General features: G+C 60.2%; 24 protein-coding genes. 19 read left to right on the forward strand and 5 right to left on the reverse strand.

Translation table 11 applies throughout. From position 1 onward, the window contains the following. Window positions 1-194 precede the first annotated feature (194 nt). Genes KF841_14645 through KF841_14655 form a run of 3 tightly spaced genes read left to right on the forward strand, consistent with a single transcriptional unit; the run spans window position 195 to window position 2,526 of the window. Window positions 195-425 (forward strand): hypothetical protein, encoded by a 231-nt coding sequence (locus KF841_14645; GenBank protein MBX3396597.1) that lies wholly within the window; start codon window positions 195-197, stop codon window positions 423-425. Beyond that, on the forward strand, window positions 425-1,240 hold the full coding sequence (locus KF841_14650; protein MBX3396598.1) for a hypothetical protein: 816 nt from the start codon (window positions 425-427) through the stop codon (window positions 1,238-1,240). The genes KF841_14645 and KF841_14650 overlap by 1 nt, the downstream gene beginning before the upstream one ends. Continuing rightward, window positions 1,237-2,526: a site-specific DNA-methyltransferase gene (locus tag KF841_14655; GenBank protein ID MBX3396599.1), complete on the forward strand. Its 1,290-nt coding sequence runs from the start codon at window positions 1,237-1,239 to the stop codon at window positions 2,524-2,526. The genes KF841_14650 and KF841_14655 overlap by 4 nt, the downstream gene beginning before the upstream one ends. A 559-nt stretch (window positions 2,527-3,085) precedes the next feature. Here KF841_14655 and KF841_14660 read toward each other — a convergent pair. Next, window positions 3,086-3,352, reverse strand: coding sequence for a hypothetical protein (locus tag KF841_14660; protein ID MBX3396600.1), 267 nt, complete (start codon window positions 3,350-3,352; stop codon window positions 3,086-3,088). Between the two features lie 63 nt (window positions 3,353-3,415). Beyond that, window positions 3,416-4,393: a TRAM domain-containing protein gene (locus tag KF841_14665; GenBank protein ID MBX3396601.1), complete on the reverse strand. Its 978-nt coding sequence runs from the start codon at window positions 4,391-4,393 to the stop codon at window positions 3,416-3,418. Between the two features lie 427 nt (window positions 4,394-4,820). Between KF841_14665 and KF841_14670 the strand changes: the two genes are divergently transcribed. Then, window positions 4,821-6,596, forward strand: a complete 1,776-nt coding sequence (locus KF841_14670; protein ID MBX3396602.1) for a tetratricopeptide repeat protein — start codon at window positions 4,821-4,823, stop codon at window positions 6,594-6,596. A 118-nt stretch (window positions 6,597-6,714) separates the two neighbouring features. Beyond that, on the forward strand, window positions 6,715-6,861 hold the full coding sequence (locus KF841_14675; protein MBX3396603.1) for a hypothetical protein: 147 nt from the start codon (window positions 6,715-6,717) through the stop codon (window positions 6,859-6,861). A gap of 122 nt (window positions 6,862-6,983) precedes the next feature. On the opposite strand, the gene KF841_14680 is transcribed toward KF841_14675, so the two are convergent. Beyond that, window positions 6,984-8,249 carry a molybdopterin molybdotransferase MoeA gene (locus KF841_14680; protein MBX3396604.1) on the reverse strand — a complete coding sequence of 422 codons (1,266 nt, stop codon included), beginning with the start codon at window positions 8,247-8,249 and terminating at the stop codon, window positions 6,984-6,986. Window positions 8,250-8,658: 409 nt separating this feature from the next. Between KF841_14680 and KF841_14685 the strand changes: the two genes are divergently transcribed. From KF841_14685 to KF841_14750, 14 genes are all read left to right on the forward strand, one after another. Then, a complete protein-coding gene (locus KF841_14685) occupies window positions 8,659-8,805 on the forward strand; it encodes a hypothetical protein (protein ID MBX3396605.1) in 147 nt (48 codons plus the stop codon). 423 nt (window positions 8,806-9,228) lie between these two features. After that, complete coding sequence (locus KF841_14690) at window positions 9,229-10,308, forward strand: PEP-CTERM sorting domain-containing protein (GenBank protein MBX3396606.1); 1,080 nt, start codon at window positions 9,229-9,231, stop codon at window positions 10,306-10,308. 279 nt (window positions 10,309-10,587) lie between these two features. After that, a complete protein-coding gene (locus tag KF841_14695; protein ID MBX3396607.1) occupies window positions 10,588-11,139 on the forward strand; it encodes a hypothetical protein in 552 nt (183 codons plus the stop codon). A 380-nt stretch (window positions 11,140-11,519) separates the two neighbouring features. After that, the gene (locus KF841_14700) at window positions 11,520-11,840 is read left to right on the forward strand and encodes a winged helix-turn-helix transcriptional regulator (GenBank protein ID MBX3396608.1); all 321 of its coding nucleotides are present in this window, start codon (window positions 11,520-11,522) and stop codon (window positions 11,838-11,840) included. Next, window positions 11,824-12,306 (forward strand): arsenate reductase ArsC, encoded by a 483-nt coding sequence (locus KF841_14705; GenBank protein MBX3396609.1) that lies wholly within the window; start codon window positions 11,824-11,826, stop codon window positions 12,304-12,306. Before KF841_14700 ends, KF841_14705 begins: the two co-directional genes overlap by 17 nt. Then, a complete protein-coding gene (gene arsM / locus KF841_14710; protein ID MBX3396610.1) occupies window positions 12,303-13,187 on the forward strand; it encodes an arsenite methyltransferase in 885 nt (294 codons plus the stop codon). The genes KF841_14705 and arsM overlap by 4 nt, the downstream gene beginning before the upstream one ends. Before the next feature lie 9 nt (window positions 13,188-13,196). Continuing rightward, window positions 13,197-14,351 carry an ACR3 family arsenite efflux transporter gene (arsB, locus tag KF841_14715; protein ID MBX3396611.1) on the forward strand — a complete coding sequence of 385 codons (1,155 nt, stop codon included), beginning with the start codon at window positions 13,197-13,199 and terminating at the stop codon, window positions 14,349-14,351. A gap of 193 nt (window positions 14,352-14,544) precedes the next feature. Further along, window positions 14,545-14,835 carry a hypothetical protein gene (locus KF841_14720; protein ID MBX3396612.1) on the forward strand — a complete coding sequence of 97 codons (291 nt, stop codon included), beginning with the start codon at window positions 14,545-14,547 and terminating at the stop codon, window positions 14,833-14,835. A gap of 579 nt (window positions 14,836-15,414) precedes the next feature. Then, window positions 15,415-16,695 carry an FAD-dependent oxidoreductase gene (locus tag KF841_14725; protein MBX3396613.1) on the forward strand — a complete coding sequence of 427 codons (1,281 nt, stop codon included), beginning with the start codon at window positions 15,415-15,417 and terminating at the stop codon, window positions 16,693-16,695. Next, the gene (locus KF841_14730; GenBank protein ID MBX3396614.1) at window positions 16,680-17,669 is read left to right on the forward strand and encodes a DUF1365 domain-containing protein; all 990 of its coding nucleotides are present in this window, start codon (window positions 16,680-16,682) and stop codon (window positions 17,667-17,669) included. The genes KF841_14725 and KF841_14730 overlap by 16 nt, the downstream gene beginning before the upstream one ends. Next, window positions 17,663-18,964 carry a class I SAM-dependent methyltransferase gene (locus KF841_14735; GenBank protein MBX3396615.1) on the forward strand — a complete coding sequence of 434 codons (1,302 nt, stop codon included), beginning with the start codon at window positions 17,663-17,665 and terminating at the stop codon, window positions 18,962-18,964. The genes KF841_14730 and KF841_14735 overlap by 7 nt, the downstream gene beginning before the upstream one ends. Window positions 18,965-18,998: 34 nt before the next feature. Continuing rightward, window positions 18,999-19,568 carry a DUF2878 domain-containing protein gene (locus KF841_14740; protein MBX3396616.1) on the forward strand — a complete coding sequence of 190 codons (570 nt, stop codon included), beginning with the start codon at window positions 18,999-19,001 and terminating at the stop codon, window positions 19,566-19,568. A 1-nt stretch (window position 19,569) separates the two neighbouring features. Further along, entirely contained in the window at window positions 19,570-20,358 is a 789-nt protein-coding gene (locus KF841_14745) for a DUF1295 domain-containing protein (protein MBX3396617.1), read from the forward strand. A 122-nt stretch (window positions 20,359-20,480) separates the two neighbouring features. Continuing rightward, window positions 20,481-21,521, forward strand: coding sequence for a class I SAM-dependent methyltransferase (locus tag KF841_14750; GenBank protein ID MBX3396618.1), 1,041 nt, complete (start codon window positions 20,481-20,483; stop codon window positions 21,519-21,521). Window positions 21,522-21,976: 455 nt separating this feature from the next. On the opposite strand, the gene KF841_14755 is transcribed toward KF841_14750, so the two are convergent. Next, the gene (locus KF841_14755; protein ID MBX3396619.1) at window positions 21,977-22,678 is read right to left on the reverse strand and encodes a methyltransferase domain-containing protein; all 702 of its coding nucleotides are present in this window, start codon (window positions 22,676-22,678) and stop codon (window positions 21,977-21,979) included. Then, entirely contained in the window at window positions 22,675-23,928 is a 1,254-nt protein-coding gene (locus tag KF841_14760; GenBank protein MBX3396620.1) for a glycosyltransferase family 2 protein, read from the reverse strand. Before KF841_14760 ends, KF841_14755 begins: the two co-directional genes overlap by 4 nt. Window positions 23,929-24,020: the final 92 nt, after the last annotated feature.

The following is a 24,020-nucleotide window of genomic DNA, read 5'->3' on the forward strand; positions in this document are numbered from 1 at the left end:
GGAAATGTGTCGCCCTTCGCGCGGAATCCGTACGCATTTACCGCGAATGAGGCGGCATCCACGCCAAATCTCAACGACTCCGCTCCGAATCTCACGAACGCCGCGCCAAAAATCACAGTTTTCGTGACGAAAACTGTGTTATTCGCGCCGGGGCGTGAATCCGCTTCGCATTGAATCGGCGGGGGGCTGACAGTATGCTCCCGCAGGATGGGAAAGAAGAAAGTCCGGGCAAAGACCACCAAGAATTCGGCGGCGGCTCGTCCCGGTCGGGCCTCGTCGCTGATCGACACGCGAGCACGCAGGCCTACATCGACTACATGCGGCCGCGCTGCGTGGAACTGGCGCGGGTGCTGAAGAAGACCGGCTCGTTCTATTACCACTGCGATTGGCACGCCAGCCACTCTCGCACAAGAATGGTGGCTTGATGGTTACTGACGCAAGTACACTCAACCCCGACGAGCGCTATCTAGCTCTCATCCGCAACGCTCTGCGCGTCTGCCTCAACTACAAGCCCGCCTTCGGACATGGCAAGGGCGACGGCATCTCCCTCGATCGCTTCCAACAAATATATAGAGAGGATGAGTTTTATTCGTGGTTCGGGCTGGATTCGCCGTTGGTCTACTCTGCGCATAAGGCCGCCGGGGGGATGACCTCGGTGTACCGACAGATCGGACTGAGTTGCCAACTGGTCTTTCAGAACATCCTGCAAGACACGCTGGGCCTCTCCACCATGGATGCCACATGGTCGTACAAGGTCAAAGCGAAGGGAGCAAAGGCGCGAACGCTCGCCTTGGACGGCCGTATCCCGCTCGACAAGATCGCCGACGCTCGGGCCCGCATGCGGGCGGGATCATGGCTTGCCGAGGCGACCGAGAGCGTCGGGCTCAAAGGCAAGAACGCAATCGGGCTGGAGGGCTGCGTCTTTGAAGTCCGGCAGGGGTACAAGAGCAACGATGCGAAGCGCCAGAACGCTGACGTCTCTAACGCTGCCAACGCCTTTGCTCATCGCTACCTGCCCGTGATGGTCCTTCTGTCGGTACAAATTCCCGACAACTTGGCCGAGCGATATCAGCGGGCGCACTGGCTCATCCTGCGCGGGACTGTCGGTGGCACAATGACCGATTCGACTTACGTCTTCTGCCGCGACGTGCTGGGCTATGACTTAGCCGGGTTCTTTCGTCGCAACTCCGCCGCGATCAAGTCCGAGACGCTGGCCGTGTTCGAGGGGTTACTCAAATGAACACGGACCTATTTGGCCATCCCATCGCCAACCGCGCGCCCGCACACGGCCTCGGTCTTCGTGACCATCTGACCTTTCGCGGCAATGTCGCACTGGGGCGGCACGGCTGGCTTCGTCTGACCCCCGCGTACTCGCTCCATCTTGTACGCGAGCTACTCAAACAATCCGGCCCGGATGAGTTCGTCCTTGATCCCTTCTCCGGCACCGGCACCACGCCGCTCGCCTGCGCTTCGCTTGGCATCCGCTGCCACGCGGCTGACATCAACCCGTTCCTCGTCTGGCTCGGCAATCTCAAGCTGACACGATTCGACGACAGCGTGGTCCGCGCCATGAAATCGGCGGCCTCACGAATCGCCGACAAGGCCCGCGAGCGAGGCACTCACTCTTGGAAGCCCGACCTTCACCAGATCGAGAAGTGGTGGGATGCTCCCACGCTGCACGCGCTGGCCGCCTTGTGTGACGCGATCCGCAACCCGACGCGCGACCGGGTTGACAACGTCGGCGATCTCTTGCGAGTCGCGTTCTGCCGCGTGATGATCCAGAATGCCAATGTCTCCTTCGGACACCAGTCCATGTCCTTCAAGAAGAAGGACGACGAAGCGGAACTTGTCACTGAGACTCCAACGCGGACGGCCAATCGCATCGCCGACGCCTTCGTGGTCGCAGCTAACGAAATCGCCGACAGTGTGGGCATCGAGCCACCAACCGCCGATTGCCGTGTGTTCCTAGGCGATTCGCGCCACCTCCCCGCAGTTCTCCCCACGAGCGAAGATCGGTATACCGCCGTCATCACATCGCCGCCCTATCCCAACCGTATGTCCTACATTCGCGAGCTTCGTCCGTACATGTACTGGCTTGGCTATCTCTCCGACGGCCGCGCCGCCGGTGAGCTCGATTGGAAGGCCATCGGCGGCACATGGGGCTGCGCTACGAGCCTGCTTAACACCTGGACCCCCAACGGTCACGGCAACATCCCATTCCCGCATTTCGATCGCATCATCCGCGAGATCAGCCGGAGCCACAGGCTACTTGGCCGCTACGTCCACAAGTACTTCGAGGACATCAAATGCCACATGGTGGGCCTGCGCGAAGTGCTTGCTCCCGGCGCTCGCTGCCACTACATCGTCGGCAACTCCAAGTTCTACGACACTTTGCTTCCGGTAGAGGGCATCTACGCAGCGATGTTCGAGGATGCCGGTTTCGTGGATGTGAGCGTTGAAACGATCCGCAAGCGCACATCGAAGAGGGAATTATACGAGTTTGTCGTCCACGCCTTCGCGCCGTGAATGTCTATCGAGTTCGAGAACGGGGCGGTCATCGCCCTCGACGGCATTCCCAACAAGATGCAGGTCGACGACATGGAAATCGACGGCCGCATCTTTCCCGTCGGCACCAAGCCCGCCGACGCCGTCACAAAAAAGGGCCGCGCCGGCGCGGCACGACGGCCGAGCCGCTCTCGACGACCGCGGCAAAGGTCGAAACGGCCGCGGCAAAGGTCGAAACGGCCGCGGCAAAGGTCGAAACGGCCGCGGCAAAGGTCGAAACGGCCGCGGCGCAGCGCCACGTCCCCCTGTTCGACCGCCGATGGACGCGACCTTCGCAAAAAAGGGATTTTTTGCCGCGAATTTTCTGTCATTCGCCGCCGTTGCGGCAACAATTGCCGCGCTTCAGACGGGAAGCGGCGCAAACAAGCCACGAAATGCGGCAAACACAGTCTCGTCCGGCGCGTTTCTCATGAGAAGCGCGGCAAAAGCAGGAATAAATGCAGCGCCCGCGCCCCGCGCCGAAGCGCCGCGGCCCGTTGCCGCCGTGCCGCGTCGACGCGCCCAAGCCCCGCCGCCCCGCTCACCGCGAATCGGCCAGCCAGTCCTTCAGGTGACGGGCCAGCAGCTCCGGCCGACGCTCCTTCAGAATGCGCGCCGCCAACGCCTCCTCGACCTTCAGATTCCGCATCGCCTGCTCAACCCGCTTCCAGAGCTGGTCCCGCTTCCGGTCGGTCTGCGCCAGGAACAGCTCCGACGCCAGCTCCGACAGCTTCGACAGCATGATCCCGTCCCGGTGGTCGTAATAACGCTCGATGATCCGCTTCTGATGCGGCGTGAAATCCGGCATGAAACCCCTCCGCAACGTTCCCGGCGGCCGGCCGGACATCCGCCCGGCACACGCCCGATTCCCCTAACCCCGCGATCCCCCGCCGGCCGGACGACGCCCCCCGCGAGAGGGCTGCGGCGCACCTTCCAGGCGGGCGAAGATCATCCGCCCCGCCGAGGTCTGGAGCACGCTCGTGACATCGACGGACACCACCTCGCCGATCCGCTCCCGCCCGCCCTCGACGACGATCATCGTCCCGTCGTCGAGATAGCCGACGCCCTGCCCGGCCTCCTCGCCGGGCTTGATGATCTTGACGCTCATGCTCTCCCCCGGCAGGGCGATCGGCTTGAGGGCGTTGGCCAGGTCGTTGATGTTGATGATGTCAATATTCCGCAACTGGCCGATCTTGTTCAGATTGTAGTCGTTCGTCGCCACCCGGCCGTTGAGCTGCGCCGCCAGCGCCAGCAGCTTCAGGTCGACCGATTCGCCCGCCTCGGCCTTCGACAGCGTCGGCTCCAGGATCTCGATGTCAACATGCTCCTTCATCTGAAGCTTGTTCAGCACGTCCAGCCCGCGCCGCCCGCGGACGCGCTTGAGTTTGTCATTCGAGTCCGCCACGGCCTGAAGCTCGTGCAGCACGAATCGCGGGACCACCAGCTTCGTGTCGATGATGCCGGTGTCGCAGATCTCCGCGATCCGGCCGTCGATGATGACGGAGGTGTCCAGGATGATCGGCCGGCCGCCCTTGACCTGCCGGGCGAATTCAACATAGGGGATGACGAACCGGATGTCGTCCTTGGTCTGAAGCACGAAGCTGACGCAGTAGTAGCAGACGATGATGCCCAGCAGAACCTTCGTGACCGCGAGGATCGGATGCTCCACGCCGCCGACCGGCAGATACTCGGCCGGCAGAAACGCGTAGGACATCGCATTCAGCACGAAATTCAGCCCGTAGGAAATCACCAGCCCGACGATCAACCCGAAGAACAGGCCGGACAACGCCTGGAGGCTTTTGCGGGGAATCAGCACCTCCACCGCCACGACGCACACGGCGAGAATCAAGACGCCGACGATCAGGATCGTACGCGAATCGGGAAGCAGGTTTCCCTTCTCCACGTAACTCATGCCAACAGCCATGACCGCGAGAATCAGGAAGAGGCGTAGAAAATGTTGAAGCATGAAGTATGGCTCCGCGAAGCGACGGGACGTTGGAATAGGAAGTGGAACCTCGACGGCTGTCCCGCCCGGCGATCCGAGAAAACGGCTCGGACCCGGGAAGAATGGAATCGATCCGGCAGCGCGCGATGAACGGATCGCGGGAGAATCGGATTCGAGATGAACCGGACAGGCCGCATCACGGACGGACTATACCATTGAATCCCCTTCGCCTACAGCCGCGTGCCCGTCGCCTTCGGTCTCGCCCCCCCTCCAATCCGGAAACGGGTACAATGGCCGCAAGTCGGCCTCCGGCCGGCGGGCGAGGGGCGTCATGAAATCCCGGCTTGATGACAGCCGTGCGAATGCAGCGGGCACGCGCCGCGCAGTTCCGGCCGCGCCGCGTGGCTCGATCGCCACGAAGGCGATGCTCATGGGCATGATCGTGCTGTCCATTCCCGGCGCGCTCGATATCCCGTTGAAACGGTCCGCTCAGGCTGAACCGCGGGCCGTCGCCGCCGCACTATCCGCCGCCGAGGATCTGCGTCAAACAGCGGCCCGACTGATCGCCGAGGAAAAAATCGACGCGGCGCTTGAGGCCGCTCAGCGCGCGCTTCAGGCCAACCCCGCGGACGATCGAGTCCGTGAGGAGTTCGTCGCCCTACACCTGGCGCTTGCACGACGACTTGTCGCCGACGAGCGGTTCGCGCTGGCGGAAAAAACGCTCGAGGCGGCCGAGCGGGCTCAACCCTCCGACCCTGAGCCTCGTGATCTGCTTCACCGCATCGCCGCGGGTCGCGCCGCCGCGCCCGTGCGCGTGGAGACGGCTCGAAAATGGCTCGCGCTCGAATGGTATGAGCCGGCGTTTGTCACGTTTCGACAGGCAGTGGCTCTCGTACCCAGCCACCGCCGGGAATGGCTTTCGAGTTTTTACCAGGCGTCCATCGGTGCGGGCGATGACGAATACATCACCAAGAACTTTCACACAGCCGCATTCCACTATGACGCGGCCCTGAAACTCGGGGATGAACTCGGCCTGGCACCGACAGCCGCCCTGCTCGATCGCTGGCTTCAATGCCTCGCGCACGCCCTGGCCCGCGACATCGATCGCACGATCTATCCGCCGGAATTCTGGAAACTCTCGCTGCAACGAGCCGCGACCGTCGGCGGCACATCGCCCGGGTCAGACAGAATGCTCGCCGTGCTGAGGGGACTGGCTTATGAAAACCTTGGCGAGCCGGGACGAGCCGCCAATGAATACGCCCGTTTCCTGGGACGCCCCGCGACCGAATCGGCGGCCGCCGCGCAGGACCTGCGGAACCAGGTGATGGCATCGCTGCGACAGCGATATGACATCGATTCCTGCGGACGGCGGCGCGGATTCTGGCAACACGCCGACCCAGGCGAGCCACGCGTGCTTCCGAGCGATCGGTTCCGAATCCATCATCGCAATGAACGAGTGGCCGAACTCGTCGCGGAAGCGGTTCGGTTCCACTTCGCCCGAATTGCGGATCTGCTGTCGCTTGATATCGGAGAGATTCCATGGCAGGCGCCGTGCGACATTTTCATTCATGTCGACGCGCGATCATTCCGCGAAGCCCTCGGCCACGGAAGGGACGTGCGGGCGGCCAGCGTGATCGATTCGAGCGGACGACGCCTCGTGCGGCATGAAATACACCTGTACCAGCAGGATCCGATGATGCTGTCGGCGTCGCTTTCGCACGAGTTGGCGCATCTGATGATCGCCGCTCGAAACGAATATCGCCCGATGCCCGCCGTCATCAGTGAGGGGCTCGCGCTTCACGTGGAGCCGAAATGTCGACGGCGACAATTTGCGAGGCTGTTCCATGATCTTCCACGTCCGCGAAAGCTCGGGCTTCTTCTGAACATCAGCCAGACTCACCCGCCGGAAGCGGAATTCTACTGTGAAGCCTACCAGTTCGTGGATGTTCTGGCATCGCGGGGCGGACTGGGCCGCGTGCTGGAGATTAACGACAAAGAGGCCAGCCTGGCGCAGCTCACCCGGCTCTTCCAGTTTGCCTCGTCCGCCGATTTGGAAGCTGCCTATCTCGCGAATTGGCCCGGCGTTAAAAGCGAGCAACCCCGTTAAGCCTGCCGCCGGTGTTCTGCGGCGCTCCCCGAGTCTCTGGTCATTATTCCGTGATCGTGATATATTTTAGATATGCAGGAAACTCAAAAAACTCTCGCATCGTAGAGGAGAAATTGCAATGTTTGGACTACTTCCAGGACTTGGCGGCGGTGGAATATTCGGCCTGCTGCCGGTCTACGCTATCTTCTTTGTCATTAACCTGGTTTTGCAGCTCTTATTTGGAAACCTGGGAGACATCTTCACTCCCCCGGACAACCTCAACTAACGTCGGCGACTCCAACCGATCGCCCAAGAACACTGCACGCCCGGTCGACCGAAGGACGGTCGTCTGGGCGTTTTTTCTTGGCATTGCTGAATGAGAAAAGCCGGTGAAGATCCGATGGTGCGTTATGGATCGGTCGAGATAAAAATGACATTTACATGGCACCCTACCGCTGCAGCCTCCGTCGGATTCTCACGAACGATGAGGGCGTTCGCCAGCGCCTGGCCGAACGGATCGCCGGAACCGCCCCAGCCACATGGGTCTGCAACCATGCCTCTCTGATCATCATTCCAGACACGGGCGGGGACAAACGCAGGCCGTGCGTCGCGTGTCGCCTTCATTTCGCGATTCAGCGAAGCTCGCCAACGATGCGGCGGCAGTACCGCGTGCCCCATCAGGCCCCTCACCGCCATTCGAACAAACAGCCATGAGCAAACATACGCGCTCACCGGATTTCCCGGCAGCCCGAACACATGCTGGCCATCTGGGCCTACCCCGTAGGCGATCGGCTTGCCCGGTCGAACCTGCACCCCGTGGAACTTCCACTCGACGCCCAGATCCGTGAAAACTTCCGGAACCAGATCGAGCGTTCCCATCGACATTCCGCCCGAAGCGACGGCAATCGGATGCCGGAGCGCCATTGAAAGACGCTCTCGCAGTTCCTGCGGATCATCCCGCGCAACGCCGCAGTCGTGCAACTGTGCTCCGAACTGTCGCATCAACGCTCCGAGCATCGGCCCGTTGCTCTCGAAGATCTGTCCCGGGCCGCGCGGCGTTCCCGGCGGGACCAGCTCATTTCCTGTTGTGACGACGCCGACCGTGACTTCAGGATAGACGCGCACGCTTGTCAGGCCGTTCGCCGCCATGACGGCAATCTGTGGCGCTTCGATCTTCAGCGGCGGTGCCAGGACGATGTCGCGCTGCCGAACATGAGCGCCCCGACGCGAAACATTCATGCCGGTGGTTGCCGCTACACCGATCGTCACGCTCGACCCGTCGCTCGATATTTGCGCGTCTTCAATCCGCACCACCGCGTCCGTTCCGGGTGGAAGCGGCGCGCCGGTATTGATCCGAACCGCCGACCCGGCCGTGATCTGCTGCGTAACCGACCCGCCCGCCGCCGCCAGGCCCGCAATCGTCAGTCGCGCGTTGCAAACCGCGCAATCGACCGAACGAACGGCGAAGCCGTCCATCATCGATTTGTCGAACGGCGGAAAATCGTCATTCGCCACAATCGGCTCGGCAAGCACCCGGCCAAACGCCTGACGCACGTCGACTTCACAGGTGGGCAGCGGGCGCACGATCCGCGCGATCTGCTCCCATGCTTCCTCCAGATCGATCAGCCTGTGCGGCTGCTTGCCCCAATCCTTTTTTGATCCACTGTCGGACATACATTCCCTGCAAACGGCGCGACGCAAAGACGCTTGAGAGTTTATCGTCGGTCGATCGAGAAGGCCGAAAAAGCGGCTCGCATCGCATATTTCGGGATATTCTGAGTTACTTTGTGGGCAGCGTCAGAACCAGCCAGATCGACACGCGCGCCCCGGCGGGTTAATATCTGGCCCGCAAGAGCCTTATCGTCGCCTCGCGGTATACGGAAAAGGCAAACCCTGGCATATTCGGACCGCTCCTCTTTACAAATCCGGCAATTTCAGCCGATAGAGAGTTAGACACATCGGCAAGGTGATTCAAAACGTGGTTCAATGATTTCAGCTTCGCGATGCTGTCTCTGCCGAGTGAAATGTGCTCGTTTGAGCGCGGTCGCCCCAGCGGGGGCCTATTCGTCAAGGAGTCATCGAAATGGATCTGATTTGCTACGCCGCAACGCCGTTCATTGATCTGGTTCAGAACTTGCTCAACGTGCTGTGGACTGTGTTCTACTTCTTCAACGTCTCGGCGCCGGATGTCCGCTCTGCCTTGAACGGCGTCTTCGGCTGCACCGTCTGACCCCCTGAGGTCTACTCAGGTTTCGCATCGCATCCTGAAATGTGGCCCGTGCGAATGGGATTTCCGTCCCATCCACGGGCCTTCTTTATTTTCTCTGCGCCGTCCCCACCATCAGCCCGCAGAGGGATGGACTTTCGATAGGCATCCATTCTTCTTCGCGCCGCGTCCATGCGCCGATGTTTTCCGTCCATGAAGCGGAACACCACGTCCCTGCGCCGGACTGCTCCGTCCACGGAGCGCTGCCGCCAGGCCGTCGGCCGCCGAATCCCGTCCGTTGGTCGGGGGAGGGATATCTATCAACGGGGGTCATCCCGGGCATTCCGAGTCGAGCGAAGATGCCGGTACTGGTATAATTGAGACGGAACGCCTGAAACCTCTACGCCAACAGTCATAATTGGCTGTCATTACGAAGCGAGGTGTTGCATGGCCAAAATTGCAATGGTTGTGCTGCTTGGGCTGCCGACCCTTTGTTTCGCGCAGAGCTATGACATCAGTCTACTGGGCGGTGGCGAAACAAGGTTCCGCCCACAGCGAATCGGCCCCGGTGGACAAATCGCTGGCCGTGCCAACGTCGGGTTCGGACTCCAGCAGGCAGCCGTCTGGGACGATGGCTCGGTGTCTATTCTGGATGCTCCGAGCTCGTGGGCATTCGATCTGAACTCCCAGGGTCTGGCTGTCGGGAGTCTGTCGCTTGTGGGTTCGGGAGATCAGGCGACGGTATGGACGTCCGCAAGATACTCGCTTGGCGTGTCGGGCTGGGCGCGCGCAATCAATGAGAACGACGTCATCGTAGGTATGACCTGGTCGCCAGTGAATGGTCACTCGATGCCCACGCGATGGACGCCATCGGGTGGCGATTGGGTGATGGAGAGCCTGAGCGCTGGGGGGCATGTGGGTGGAGCGTGGGACATTGCCGAAAATGGCACAATTGTCGGGGTGGCATCTACATCCGAATGGCCGTACAGCCCACTTCCCGCAGTCTGGGCGAACGGGAATCTCACATGGCTTGACACACTGGGAAGCGATGTGGGCGTGGCCCTGCGCGTGAACGAAGTGGGCGGCAGCGCTGGCTGGGTCGAGTCGCCGACGCTGGGTTATGGTTTTTCACGAGCGTTTCAATGGCAGAACAGCGCTGCCACCGACTTGGGCGTCTTCGGGACCGACGAAAGTTCGGCAGCACTCGCGATCAACAATCATGGGGACGTGGTGGGCTGGTCCGGGGAGGGCTACGGAGCGGGAGATGGCACGTCGATCGATCAGCGGGCAACGCTCTGGTCGAACGGCGCAGCGATGGACCTGAACTCCTTGATTCCGCCGGGCTCGGGATGGCATCTCTCAGTTGCAACGGACATTGACGACAACGGACGGATTTGCGGTCGCGGATTTTACAATGGAATCCTCAACGGATTCGTATTAACGCCTGTCCCAGAACCTTCAACGCTCCTGCTCGTTGTAACTGCGATTGGATTGCTTCGGTCGCGTCGCCGAACTCGCCAATGGTGAGTTCACAAACCTCGGCCGCGCTTTTCTGCCAAAATACCGTGAGGGGGCCGCGAAGCAGACCCGGTTGAACAACGTTATTTCGTGGTTTTCTGAAACGGCACGCGGGTTATGCGGTCGCCCGCCTTTACGCCGAACTGGTTGTCTGGCGGGGCTGTGCCGTCCGGTCCGGCCAGTGACGCCCTACTATAAGAATCTTCGAATTCTCTAACCTCATAATGCGGTTCCGGTGTAATAATTTCGCGTTAGAACTCGGAGATATCGCAAAGGAAAGGTTAGACGATGCCAACATCTCAGCCAGCAGACCTGATCGGGATTCCGTTCGATTCAAATCTGTTGTCGGCGATAATCGGAGGATTGCTGGCTGGAGGTTTTTCAATCCTCGGCATGATCGTAACTCAAGGTTCCGAACGAAAGAGGCTCATCGTCGCCGAAACGACTCGGTTTCGGGCCGAGACAATGATCGAACTGTTCAAGCGTTTGGAACGCGAAAGGCTTGCACTCTCCCAACTCGCGACCTCAGCGGATATCAATGAAATCAAAGCACTTTATGAAGCGAATCAGTCGCTGAGAGAATACTATCTCGGGTGCCGTCTATGCGTCCCTTTAAAACACACGGAGCTTCTTGATTCAGTGGTGGAGAAACTGTTTAAATTCAATGAAGTCTTGACTTTCTACCATAAAGCTCTCGTCAAGGGTGATCATGCATCCATGAGCAGCATTGACAAACGATATCAGGATGCTCGGGACTCGATGGAACCGGGCGGTGATCTACACTCGGAGTTGGAACAAGTCAGAAACAAATTTCGCGCCACCTTGTTTCAAGAAAAATGATGGCATCCCGCTATAGCTTCGGGGAAAAAACCTTGTCGCGCATGCGACACTGGTAGCTTGCCCACCAGTGGCGCACGGCGTACTGTTGCCCCGAGTTGTCGAGAGATCAAGTCCCACGGCAAGTACGTCGAAGGGCTTTCTCATTGATAAGCAAGCACTTATGTCCATCAAGTGCCAATTCTAAGGCATAGATCACTTACCAAAACGGCCAGCCTAAGAGAGGTGACTCCCGAGAGAATTTGAACTTCTGCGCAATTTCCGTGGCATAAAGCCCGCGATTGACGCCGACCTCGTCGCGGGCTAATATATGCACAATGACGCAAGTAAGCAAACGTCGGTGTCCAGCCACCCCCAAGCAAGCCGCAGCGTGCTGCAGGCCAGTGGACGAACTGCTGGACACGGCGATGTTCAAGGCGTTTTCCGACCCCACCCGCGTTTCGCTTCTCGCGTGCATCGCCAAGTGCGGGCGGGGCTGCTCCGTGGGTGAGATGGCAGAGTGCTGCACCGTGGACTTCTCCGTGGTGTCCCGGCACCTCGCATTGCTGGCTCGCTCCGGCGTGCTGGAAGCCAAGAAGGAAGGGCGGACGGTCTTCTACCGCGTCCGCTACGCCGAACTGTGCCGGTCCCTCCGCTCGCTCGCAGATGCGTTGGAGGAGTGCTGCCCGGAAAAGGGAGGGTCGTGCAATGGCAAGTGCCGCTAAGCGCCTCCGCGTGCTGTTCCTGTGTACCGGCAACTCGTGCCGAAGTCAGATGGCGGAAGGGTGGGCCCGGTCGCTCTGTTCGGATTCCATCGAACCGTACTCCGCCGGGATCGATCCGCACGGGATAAACCGGTTAGCGGTGCGAGCAATGGCCGAAGTCGGGATCGACCTCTCGGCCCACACCAGCAAGAGACCCGAGGAACTCGGCGTCGAATTCGATTACGTAATCACCGTGTGCGATTCGGCTCACGAGGCCTGCCCGCTATTCCCGGCCCGCACGCGGGTTATCCATATGGGCTTCGATGATCCACCGCGGTTGGCCGAGCGTGCAAAAAACGATGATGAGGCCATGCCGCACTATCGGCGCGTGCGCGACGAAATACGCCGATTTGTCGAATCACTTCCCGATGTGCTCACCGCGAAGTACGCGGGAGCAGCACACGAGAGAGGAGACCAGTTGCGATGACCGATTCAAACAAGCCGTGTTGTTCCGACTCGTGTTGCGGAGGAGCGTCAGTGCTCGCCGCCGACAACGCCGAAGCTGTGCGCGACCAGGTTCGGGACGGCTATTCCAAAATCGCGCAGGGCAGATCCGGAGGAGGTTGTTGCGGTCCGGCGACATTTACGCCCGACGAGTTGGCACAAGCCATCGGCTATTCGCAGCAGGATCTTGCGGTGACGCCCGAGGCGGCCAACATGGGGCTTTCCTGCGGAAACCCTACGGCGCTCGCATCGCTTCGACCAGGCGAAGTCGTGCTCGACCTTGGCGCTGGCGGCGGATTCGATTGCTTCGTCGCCGGCCCGAAGGTCGGCGCGTCCGGCCGTGTGATCGGCGTGGACATGACGCCGGACATGCTCGCAAAGGCCCGCCGCAATGTGGCTCTCTATCGGGATCGGTCCGGCTTGAACAATGTTGAATTCCGATTGGGCGAGATTGAGAATCTGCCCGTCGCCGACGGAAGCGTCGACGTGGTTATCAGCAACTGCGTCCTGAATCTCTCACCTAACAAGGCACGGGTCTGGCAGGAAATCGCGCGAGTCCTCAAGCCCGGTGGACGTGTGGCGGTTTCCGACCTTGCGTTGCTTCAGCCACTGCCCGATGCGATTCGTCGCGACGTCGAGGCACTCATTGGCTGCATCGCAGGAGCGATTCTTATTGAGGAGACACGCCAGCAGATGCAATCCGCCGGTTTGACGCGGATTGTTCTCACACCGAAGCCACAATACATGGAGTCGATGTCGTCATGGCAGGACCCGCTGTACGAACGCATTATTCGCCAACTTCCGGCAGCGACAAAGCCGGGCGACTTCATCACAAGCCTGGACATCGCGGCGGTTAAGCCTTGAGGTCCTTCCATGAGCAATCCAACTGATGTGCGCCGACTGAACCTATTTGAGCGATATCTGACGATTTGGGTCGCAGTCTGCATGGTTGTGGGCATCGCCATCGGCAAACTCTTGCCCGGCCTAACCGATGCGCTACGCCGCCTGCAATTCGGCGGCGGCAGCCAGATCAATGTCCCGATCGCCGTGCTCATCTGGCTGATGATTTACCCAATGATGCTGAAGGTCGATTTCGCATCGGTCCTGGGTGTTGGCAAGCGGCCGAAGGGATTACTCATCACGTGCTTCATCAACTGGATGGTGAAACCGTTCAGCATGGCGCTTATCGGCTATTTGTTCTTCAAGCATTTCTTCCTTCCTTGGATCGGAGCCGAACTCGCTGACCAGTACATCGCCGGAGTGATCATTCTCGCGGCCGCACCCTGCACCGCGATGGTCTTTGTCTGGAGCTATTTGACGCGTGGCGACGCGGCATACACACTCGTCCAGGTGTCCATGAACGACCTGCTCATGCTTGTGCTATTCGCGCCGATCGTGACGTTTCTCGTGAACGGCGCATCCACGTTGACGGTTCCATTCATGGTCCTGCTGTACGCTGTCATCTGCTTCATCGTGATTCCGCTCGTCGCCGGGGCCATGACGCGCCGCACGCTGATTCGGCATCGCGGCGTCGAGTGGTTTGAGAAGTCGTTCCTGCCGCGGTTCCACCCCGTCGCGGTCTTGGCGCTGCTCGCGACGCTGGTGCTGATTTTCGCCTTTCAAGCCGACAACATTACGACGCGATTCTTCCACGTCTTATTGATCGCGGTTCCGATTCTCATTCAGGTGTATTTCAATTCGTCGCTCGCCTACGCCCTGATGAAGCTGTTCCGCGTTCCGCACAGTGTCGCCGCCCCGGGCGCCTTGATCGGCGCGAGCAACTTTTTCGAGCTGGCGGTTGCAACGGCCATCGCGCTGTACGGCCCGGAGTCCGGCGCAGCGTTGGCGACAGTCGTGGGCGTGCTCGTCGAGGTTCCCGTGATGCTCAGCGTGTGCGCCTTCTGCAACCGGACGCGCGGATGGTTCGACGCAGCGTCGGCGGCGGAATGTCCGGTGCCCGCCCCAGGATGTTGCGCGAATTGGGTTGCATTTACTGGCCACGCAACGGAAGCTCAGATAGGATCGTGATGCGCTATCGTTCTGGTTTGTGTGAGCATGACCTTCCCCTGGGTTTAGTCCACCCGTTATGTTAGTCCAGCACCGTTCGAAGCACGCGTCGTGGGCGGGCGGAGCGCGGTGAGGGTACCGAGCGGAGCCTGCCCAAGGTGCGGCGATTGCGTGCGAGTGCCGCGCCGGCCTTACGATGCGTTAGAATGCAGGCATGAGTGCGGCCGCGATCATCATGGGCCGGCAGAGGGAGATCGTTCGTCGATTTCGTGACGCGGGTGCGACCGATCCACATTCAGCTCGATCGCTGCGGGAACTCGGGATGCGGACCCACTGGATATTCCGTCACATGGCGTGCAAGGGTGTATTCGTGGCCGTCCAGCCCGACCGCTGGTACCTTGATCTTGAAGCACTCGCGGCGTTTCAGCGTCACCAGTGGCGACGGTTCTTGATTTTCATTGGTGTTGGTGCGCTGGGGCTTGTCGTTCGGCTGCTATTCCGATGAACGCCGCCCCGTCATGAACCTAGGCAATCGCGCCGCTTCCCACCTTGATCTTGAGCCCCGCAAGTGCCGAGCAGCAATCTCGGGTGTCTATCGTCAACGCCGGCGGCCCGGCGAGCGATTCAACCTTTTTCGAGTGCTTGCGGACTCGTGTCTTACGACGGCGTCTGCACTCGCTTTGTTCCCGGATTCGGTGGCGCCCACGGACGACGCTTCCGCCCTGCTATTCGCGGGAGTCCTTTTGCGACCGATTGGATGGAGTGGGCCCTGCATGATTTATCACTCGCAATCCAAATCAAGTCAACCGGTCTCCTGAATTCAATTCGTGCCAGGACCTCGCCTCGCATAAACTTAAGATATTATTATATAATGAATTATAACAATAAACGCCACGCGGCGGACTGAAGGTCTTTGCTATCGGCTCTGTTGATGAACGAATTTTCGGTCAATTCTGTTGCCGCAGCGGATTCATTGCGCTACTCTTATTGCGACGATTGACGTCGGAAGAATCCGGCGAGTCGTTGGAGTTGATCGGCAGTTTTCTGGTTCGCCGATCGCGGAATCCTGACTGGACGCTTCAACATGCGTATTGCGATTATCGGTTCGGGCATATCGGGATTGATCGTCGCTCGCCTGTTGAACGACGAGCACGAGATCACGGTTTTCGAGGCCGACAACCGAGTCGGCGGCCACACTCATACCGTTCGGGTGGCCGAAGGAAACCGCGGGCTTGATGTTGACACCGGGTTCATTGTTTTCAATGAGGACGCCTATCCCAACTTCACCCGCCTGCTCTCGATACTCGGTGTCCAGAGTCAACCCAGCGATATGAGTTTCAGCGTTTCATGCCGGAAAACCGGGCTAGAATGGGCCGGCACGAACCTGAACACCCTGTTCGCCCAACGACGCAATCTGCTTCGACCGCGATTTCATCGCATGTTGCGGGACGTAATGCGCTTCAACCGAACCGCGTCAGCCGCTGCCCGCAATGGCCACGCCGAATCGTCGCTACTGGACTATCTCAGGTCAGCCGATTATTCGCCGGAGTTTCTAGAACATTACCTAATCCCAATGGGGGCGGCGGTGTGGTCCGCTGAACCGACGGAATTCGGTCGAATCCCGCTGAGGTTTTTCGTTCAGTTCTTTGAGAACCACGGCATGATGTCGGGTTTTCAACGGCCGACCTGGCGAGTGATTCGCGGCGGCTCGATTCGGTATGTTGAGCGTCTGATCGCCCCGTTCGAAGACCGGATCCGAACGAACTGCCCCGTCTTGGGCCTGCGTCGCCGGCCGGAGCATGTCGAATTGACGACGCCGACGGGTGTCGAGAAGTTTGATCAGGTGGTCATCGCATCGCACAGCGATCAGGCCCTGCGGATGCTGAGGGATGCATCTCCCGCGGAGCGCGAGATACTGGGTGCGATTCGCTTTCAACGCAACGAAACCGTCCTGCATACCGACGCATGCGTCATGCCCAATCTGCGACGGGTCTGGTCGAGTTGGAATTATCGCATTCCAAGTGGCGGGCGAGATGCTGTCGACGTCTCCTACCATATGAACCGGCTGCAAGGACTCGACGCACAGTGCGACTATCTTGTCAGTCTGAATTCGACGCAGGACATCGACCCGCGACGGGTGATCAAGTCGATCGAATATCACCATCCCATCTTCGACGGCAGAAGTGTTTCGGCGCAGCGGCGCCACAGCGAGATCAGCGGGACGCGTCGAACGCACTACTGCGGCGCCTATTGGGGCTACGGTTTTCACGAAGACGGCGTTCGAAGTGGCCTGACAGTTGCAAGTTGGTTTGGCAAAAGCCTTGATTCATTGAAGGGGCAGCACGCCACATGGGTCGCAGCGTGAGAAGCGCGGTGAGAGCGTGCGGCCGGTTCCGCAGCGATGATGCAGGCCTATTCCTAGACGAATGTCGGGCACGGGGAAGAGCGGTGTTGGCCAGTTGCATCTATGAAGGTCGTGTTCATCATCAGCGGCACGCGCCGGTGCGGCACACATTTCACTACAAACTATTCATGATGTACCTCGACCTGTCGGAACTTCCGACCTTGTTTCGCCGTCGCTGGCTGTGGTCGATCGAGGGCCGGGCATTGGCCCGATTCCGGCGGTCCGATCACCTGAAGGGCGTGGCGGGCGGTGCGGAGACGCCGTTGGACGAAGCGGCCCGGGTGCTCGTGAACGAGCGTCTGGGCTTTCGGCCGAGCGGTCCGATTCGACTGCTTACTCACCTGGAGTATTTTCGATATCGCATCAATCCGGTGAGTTTCTATTTTTGCTTTGACCCGGCGGGTGAGCAATTGGAGGCGATCATCGCCGAGATCAACAATACGCCCTGGGGCGAGCAGCATTGCTATGTTCTGGACGCCCGAGCGGCGGCGGACAAGCCCGGCATTCTGCGATTTCGTTTCGGCAAGGAATTTCACATTTCGCCTTTCATGGGGATGCAGTTGGACTACGACTGGCAATTTCGCGTTGCGGGCCGGACCCTGAACATTCGAATGTTAAACCGCGAAAATGGGCATCGCATTTTCGACGCGAACCTGGCGATGGATCGACGCGAAATCTCGACTGCATCGCTCGCCTCGGTTCTGGCGAGGCATCCGCTGATGACGTTTAAGGTCGTGGCGGGGATCTACTGGCAGGCGTTTCGCCTCTGGCTGAGGCGATGTCCGTTCCACCCTCACCCCGGGAGGAACACCGTTTCGCCTGGTGACGCGACTTCGACATTACTGAGCGAGGGTCGTCCTGATTGCGCGACCGCTCGGAGCGAATCCGCGCGCATAAAATCCACTGGGGCGATTCTGGGTTCGACATCATGCTGACAAGAAGCCAAGCGACAATTGGAGAGATCAAGCGGGAGACGCAAGGCCCGGCGTTTCTGGATCGTCTCGCGCGAACGATCGTGACCACCGCATTCTCCCGAATTCAGCGCGGTCGTCTTACGGTGGCCACCGATGGCGAAATCGAGAGCTTCGGCTCGACGACCGGCGACTGCCAACTCGATGTGACGCTGCGAATTCGAGACTCGCGTGCGTGGCGTGCGATCGCATTTGGCGGAACGGTCGGCGCGGGCGAATCCTACGGGCGCGGATGGTGGTCGGCGAGCGATCTAATCGAACTCATTCGGGTCATCATCGACAACGAAGCTGCCATGATGGCGCTGGACTCAGGCTGGGGCCGGATCATGTCGCCGATCAACCGGCTTCGTCATTGGCTGTCGCGAAACACGCGTGCGGGCAGCCGTCGCAACATCGCGGCGCACTACGATATCGGCAACGATTTCTACCGGCTGTGGCTCGACGAAACGATGGCGTACTCCTCGGGCGTATTCGAGCGACCAGAGAGTACGCTCTCCGAAGCCTCGGTCGCGAAGTTTGATCGGATCTGCCGAAAGCTCCGGCTCTCACCGGCCGACCGGGTCATCGAGATCGGCACCGGTTGGGGCGGATTCGCAATCCATGCGGCAAGAGAGTACGGCTGCCACGTGACGACCAGCACGATCTCCAGGGCGCAGTATCAGTCGGCATGCGAGCGCGTGACAGCCGCCGGATTGACCGATCGGGTGACAGTACTCAGCAAAGACTATCGCGATCTCGAGGGCGTTTTCGACAAGCTTGTATCGATCGAGATGATTGAAGCCATCGGCTGGCAGCAATTTGACACCTTCTTCGGCAAGTGTGCGTCACTGCTCGCGCCGCAGGGCGAAGCGTGCATTCAAGCGATCGTGATCGGAGACCGCCACTACGAAGCAGCAAAGCGCGACGTTGACTTCATCAAACGCCATATCTTTCCCGGCAGTTGCATTCCGTCGATCGGCGCCTTGGCGCGCTCAATCGCCACGTCCAGCGATCTGACGATGAGCCACCTCGAACAATTCGGAACCCACTACGCACGCACGCTGCGGTGCTGGAGAGACCGGTTAAACGCCCACTCGGACGAGGCCCGGCGGCTGGGACTGTCTGAAGAGTTTCTGCGTCTGTGGGAGTTTTACCTTTGTTACTGCGAAGGCGGTTTCGCGGAGCGCCGGCTCGATGTGGTGCAGATGCTTCTTAAGAAACCGCGTAATACGACGCCCGCGCTGCTGCCGGCGCTCGAGCAGGACGCCTGGCGGCCATGAACCGCGAGCGTTCCACACGGCGATCAAGGCGACCATGCAACGAATGATCATAAATATCCTGTTGTTTCAGGCGACGTGGTTTGCCGCAATCTTTGGGGCGGCGCAGGGGCACGCATGGCCTGGCCCCTTGTTCGCGACGATCACTCTGGTCATACACCTTCTGATGAGGACACATAGGGCGGTCGAAGCGCGACTCGTGCTGAGCTGCGCATTGATCGGGTTTGTAGTGGATTGTCTCTGGGCACGCCTGGGTATCTTGAGCTTCGCGGCAGAGATGCCGCGTTCGTGGCCCTGCCCGCTGTGGATGCTTTCAATCTGGATCGGATTTGCCACGACGCTCAACGGCGGCCTTGCTCGACTTCAACGCAGGTTTCTTCTGGCCGCCGTGATCGGCGGAGTCAGCGGCCCGATCGCCTATTCAGCGGCCGAGTCGATTGGCGCGATTTTGATTCATGGCTCGCGCGTGCCGGCGCTTTGTCTCATCGGCGGAGGCTATGCAGTCCTGCTGCCGATCATGCTTCGCCTCGCATCGGCCTGCGTAAAGCGACGCGGGGCCGTGGGAAACGCCTGCGTTATCGCATCGACGGCGGAGGCTCGAGCCTGAAATGGACGCGATACGGCTATTAATCTTTGCGGCCGCGATCATGAGCCTCATCATGCTCATGCTCTGGGCCTTGCAGCAGCGAACGCAGAACGCCGGGCCGGTCGATCTTGCATGGTCGGCAGGCATCGGGCTGGTGACGCTGTTTTACGCTGCATTCTCGCCTGGATTCGCCGGACGACGCGCGCTGGTGGCTGCCATGACCGGAATCTGGTCCATGCGGCTCAGTATCCATCTTTGGCGACGCATCCGCCGAGAGCCGGAGGATGGTCGCTATCAAGCGATTCGCGAGGAAAAAGGCGTGCGTGCGGCATCCTGGTTCTTCTGGTTCTATCAGTTTCAGGCGGTGCTGGTGATTCTCTTTTCAGTGCCTCCGCTCATTGCGATGCGCGCCGCGCCGGCACACCTGACGGCATTGGACTTTCTCGGAGCGCTGATCGCAGTCATTGCGATCGTCGGAGAGTCCGTCGCCGATCTGCAACTGAGCGCGTTTCGCGCTCGGCCGGAAAATCGCAATCGCACCTGTCGTGAAGGGCTCTGGCGATACTCGCGGCATCCGAACTATTTTTTCGAGTGGATCCACTGGTTCGCCTATATCGCCGTCGGCGCAACCGCATCCTTCGGCTGGCTGACTCTGGCGGGTCCGATCCTGATGCTGTTTTTCCTGTTCAAGATCACCGGAATTCCACCGACTGAAGCTCGCGCGCTGGCATCGCGAGGAAACGACTACCGTGAGTATCAAAGGACGACCAGCGTTTTCTTCCCGTGGATTCCGAAGGAGACATCTCCATGAACGCAGACGCCCCGATCTCGACCCAATCCCGCGTCTCGATGCGCTCGACGCGCGAAGCCGAGCGTGACCCGTCGATCGCTTCCGTGCGACCCGCGGCCCGAGAGCGGGCAGCCGGCGACCTGATGTCGCGACTGCTCGATCTGGCGGAACGAGGCTGGATTCCGGAATCGCTTATTCGCGCCGGCATTCGCAGGCTGCTCTCGGAGGGCCTGAGAGAGCGAGCGGATGGCGGACCGGACGCCATGCAGGACCGGCTCTCGGAACTGCTGGACTCCCTGCGCACGGGACCGATCGCGATCGAGACCCGCGCCGCGAACGAGCAGCACTACGAGCTTCCTCCGGAATTCTTCGGGATATGCCTTGGCAGGCATCGCAAGTACAGCGGTTGCTATTGGCCTCGAGGAATCAGCACACTCGATGAGGCCGAGGAGGCATCACTCCGAGTCACCTGCGACCACGCCGACCTTCACGACGGCCAGCGGATTCTGGAACTGGGCTGTGGCTGGGGTTCGCTTTCGCTCTGGATGGCCGCGCGATACCCGAATTCCGAACTGGTGGCTGTTTCGAATTCCGCACCGCAGCGATCTTTCATTCAATCGCAGTGCGAGCGTCGCGGCATCACGAATCTTCTGGTCATCACGGCAGACATGAACGTCTTTCAGCCGCAGGGGCAGTTTGATCGCGTCGTCTCCGTCGAGATGTTCGAGCATATGCGAAACCACGAACGCTTGATGTCGCGCATCTCCGATTGGCTCAGGCCGGGGGGGAAACTGTTCGTCCATATCTTCGCCCACGGCCGAACGGCATACCTCTTTGAAGATCGCGGTCCGTCCGATTGGATGTCGCGCCATTTCTTTACCGGCGGAATCATGCCCTCGGACGACATGCTGCTGCACTTTCAGCGGGACCTGAAACTGGAGCGGCGGTGGCGGCAGGACGGCACTCACTATGCCCGCACCGCCGAAGCCTGGCTCCAAAATCTGGACGCGGGCGAAGCTGAAGCGTTTCGCCTCCTGGAGGGAGTGTACGGCAGAGAGCATGCCCGCCGATGGCTGATGCGCTGGCGGATTTTCTACATGGCCTGTGCCGAGCTGTTCGGCTATCGAGGCGGCACGGAATGGTGGGTCTCGCACTATCGCTTCGTGAAACCCACGTCCGATTGAGGTTGGGAATTCTCGGGACTTGACTGGCGGGAACCGTAAAAAAGGACGAGCGTTCCTGACGCACCGTGCGCCGGGAGACGCTCGCCTCATGGGATAGGGTGTCGCGGAAATATCGTGAATGAGCGGTTCACGACGGGGATTGCAACAGGAATTTCGACGGGTACCGCACCGACGCGAAGCCGCCCATGAACGGCTCCTGTTCTCGCGGAGTCGCCGATCGTGCCGGCCCGGCCGGCTTGCAACAGCCGCCGAAGGCTCGATCGATCGTTCCTGATACTTCGCCCCAACACCAATCGCAGAATCGACCCACTCATGGATCGAATCACCAGCCCCTGGACTCGCCGCCCGCCGCGGCCTGATCCGACGTGCGGATCGAGCCGGGCGATCAGTTCGCCTCGTCTCACCAGAAGACGGACTGCGCGCCAAAACGGCTACTATTGAATTTTGGACGGGAATTACTCGGGTTTTCGTATCAGCACGGCCTGATTCACATAGAGCGGACCGAGGGTTCGTCCTAGACGATCGAGGCGACGGAGGAGCGGTTGTGTGCCGCCGATCACGAAAGGAAATAGATGTATGCCTGTTGATATCTCGCAGGCGCCGCCGAATTCGCGGACCCATCGTCGAAGTTCGAACCAGCCCGGCCAGTTCTCTAATCCCTGGTAGGGTCGGAGACCCAGCAGGCCGGCAATCGTACACGACCAGCGCCATGTCCAATTCGGGCTGGTAATCACGGCCAGACCGCCCGGACGACAGACGCGGATTATTTGGCCGACGGCGGCTCGGGGATCCGGGGTGTGCTCAATGCACTCCGACGAGATGACGACATCAAAGGCGCCCGAAGCGAATGGCAGGCGTGTGACATCTCCGCAGGCGGACGACGTCGTACATCGCTGCCGCGTACGCCGTAGAAGCATCGGCCCGATGTCGAGACTGGTAACGCGTGCGCCGCGGCGGTCTGCCCACTCGCTGAATCGGCCCGTCCCGCAACCCGCGTCAAGGAGGCGAAGACCGGTCAGATCAATCCCGCCCAGTAACTCCTCGAACACCACTTCCAGTCGACGGGCGACGTCGTACTCGTTCATGAGGTCGTCAAACGAGTCCGCGATCGTGTCGTAGAACCGCGATTTCTGTTTTGTCGTTGCGGCACTGCTCATGTCGTTTGGGTGGCGTAGCTGGCCTCTTCCAGTCGCATCGTGCGAATGCGCGACTCGATGTTTGTCAGCGATTGATCAGGGTTCTGCAAATCGGTCTCAGCCGCGCCAATCCGAGCGGTGATGAGATTCACCGCATCGTGCCGTCGAAGAACCGGCGCCGGCCTGATGGAACCGAACTCCGTTTCATTTCCATGCGGCGCAGTCGTATCGATCGATGCAACGCCTGCGCACGCGCGGCCTGCCGCTCCGCACGATTCGGCAATTACAAAGGACGGGCGGCCCAGATTCGCAGTGAACAACCGCCCAAGATACTCACCCAGCAGACCGATGCAGACGAGTTGAACGCCGCTTAGCAGCGCAATCAATCCGGCGATGGACGCCCAACCGGACACGGCCCGCGGACTGAAAATTCCGATGTAGGCAATGTAGCAGAGATATACGAACGACAAACCCGCGAATCCCATTCCAACGAACGTGGCCAGCCGCAGCGGCGCGATTGAGAAGCTCATCAACCCGTGAATTGCCAGCGAGATCATTCGAATCAGCGAGTACTTCGATTCGCCGCTGATTCGCGGATTCGTTTCATAAGAAATCCTGATCGAATCGCAACCGAGCCAAGCCACCAATCCGCGCAGAAAGGGAACGTGCGATCCATCGCGCGTGATGATGTCCACGACGCCGCGGTCGAGCAGGCGAAAATCCGAGGAAGCCTGCGGCATCGGCACATCAGACAGTGCCGAGAAGATTCGACCGAACAGACGCGATGTCGTGCGCTTGAAAAATGAGGCCCCGTCTTTGTCTGACCGCACCATTTCGACAACCCGTGCGCCGTCGCGCCATTTCTCAAGCATTGCGGGAATGAGCCGGGGTGGATGTTGTCCGTCCGCATCCATCGTGATGACAGCGCGACCGCGTGCGACCTTCAGGCCGGCGATCAGGGCCGCCTGATGACCGAATCGTCGCGTCAGACGGATGCCCTGCCACGCGGAGTGTCTTTTCACGGCCGCCTGAATCTCGCGCCACGTGTTGTCGGTGCTTCCGTCATCAACAATTACGACTTCGTAGAAGTGGCCGCGCAGGGCGGTTTCGATCTGCTGGATCAGTATCGGCAGGACCGCCTGCTCGTTTAGCGCGGGGATTACGATGGAAAACGCGGGCGTCGGCGAAAGACCATCCGAACGCAGATTGACCGACGGACCCAAGGCGTGGCTACGAAGCAATGACTCGGAGAAATCCCGGAAAGCGGCCATAACACACCCTCTAACGGCAGCCTGGATCGCCGTCGCGCCGGCAGCAAACGGATCACCGGTCGGATTGGCCGACGCATTGAAGCGCCCCAGAC

The organism is Phycisphaerae bacterium, assembly GCA_019636475.1.
Classification (GTDB): domain Bacteria; phylum Planctomycetota; class Phycisphaerae; order UBA1845; family UTPLA1; genus JADJRI01.

Excerpts from the sequence above, each read along its gene's own strand:
- KF841_14645 (MBX3396597.1), top strand. The coding sequence starts at position 195 with ATGCTCCCGCAGGATGGGAAAGAAGAAAGTCCGGGCAAAGACCACCAA.
- KF841_14650 (MBX3396598.1), top strand. The coding sequence starts at position 425 with ATGGTTACTGACGCAAGTACACTCAACCCCGACGAGCGCTATCTAGCT.
- KF841_14655 (MBX3396599.1), top strand. The coding sequence starts at position 1,237 with ATGAACACGGACCTATTTGGCCATCCCATCGCCAACCGCGCGCCCGCA.
- KF841_14660 (MBX3396600.1), bottom strand. The coding sequence starts at position 3,352 with ATGCCGGATTTCACGCCGCATCAGAAGCGGATCATCGAGCGTTATTAC.
- KF841_14670 (MBX3396602.1), top strand. The coding sequence starts at position 4,821 with ATGAAATCCCGGCTTGATGACAGCCGTGCGAATGCAGCGGGCACGCGC.
- KF841_14675 (MBX3396603.1), top strand. The coding sequence starts at position 6,715 with ATGTTTGGACTACTTCCAGGACTTGGCGGCGGTGGAATATTCGGCCTG.
- KF841_14680 (MBX3396604.1), bottom strand. The coding sequence starts at position 8,249 with ATGTCCGACAGTGGATCAAAAAAGGATTGGGGCAAGCAGCCGCACAGG.
- KF841_14685 (MBX3396605.1), top strand. The coding sequence starts at position 8,659 with ATGGATCTGATTTGCTACGCCGCAACGCCGTTCATTGATCTGGTTCAG.
- KF841_14690 (MBX3396606.1), top strand. The coding sequence starts at position 9,229 with ATGGCCAAAATTGCAATGGTTGTGCTGCTTGGGCTGCCGACCCTTTGT.
- KF841_14695 (MBX3396607.1), top strand. The coding sequence starts at position 10,588 with ATGCCAACATCTCAGCCAGCAGACCTGATCGGGATTCCGTTCGATTCA.
- KF841_14705 (MBX3396609.1), top strand. The coding sequence starts at position 11,824 with ATGGCAAGTGCCGCTAAGCGCCTCCGCGTGCTGTTCCTGTGTACCGGC.
- arsM (MBX3396610.1), top strand. The coding sequence starts at position 12,303 with ATGACCGATTCAAACAAGCCGTGTTGTTCCGACTCGTGTTGCGGAGGA.
- arsB (MBX3396611.1), top strand. The coding sequence starts at position 13,197 with ATGAGCAATCCAACTGATGTGCGCCGACTGAACCTATTTGAGCGATAT.
- KF841_14720 (MBX3396612.1), top strand. The coding sequence starts at position 14,545 with ATGAGTGCGGCCGCGATCATCATGGGCCGGCAGAGGGAGATCGTTCGT.
- KF841_14725 (MBX3396613.1), top strand. The coding sequence starts at position 15,415 with ATGCGTATTGCGATTATCGGTTCGGGCATATCGGGATTGATCGTCGCT.
- KF841_14730 (MBX3396614.1), top strand. The coding sequence starts at position 16,680 with ATGGGTCGCAGCGTGAGAAGCGCGGTGAGAGCGTGCGGCCGGTTCCGC.
- KF841_14735 (MBX3396615.1), top strand. The coding sequence starts at position 17,663 with ATGCTGACAAGAAGCCAAGCGACAATTGGAGAGATCAAGCGGGAGACG.
- KF841_14740 (MBX3396616.1), top strand. The coding sequence starts at position 18,999 with ATGCAACGAATGATCATAAATATCCTGTTGTTTCAGGCGACGTGGTTT.
- KF841_14745 (MBX3396617.1), top strand. The coding sequence starts at position 19,570 with ATGGACGCGATACGGCTATTAATCTTTGCGGCCGCGATCATGAGCCTC.
- KF841_14750 (MBX3396618.1), top strand. The coding sequence starts at position 20,481 with ATGTCGCGACTGCTCGATCTGGCGGAACGAGGCTGGATTCCGGAATCG.
- KF841_14755 (MBX3396619.1), bottom strand. The coding sequence starts at position 22,678 with ATGAGCAGTGCCGCAACGACAAAACAGAAATCGCGGTTCTACGACACG.
- KF841_14760 (MBX3396620.1), bottom strand. The coding sequence starts at position 23,928 with ATGGCCGCTTTCCGGGATTTCTCCGAGTCATTGCTTCGTAGCCACGCC.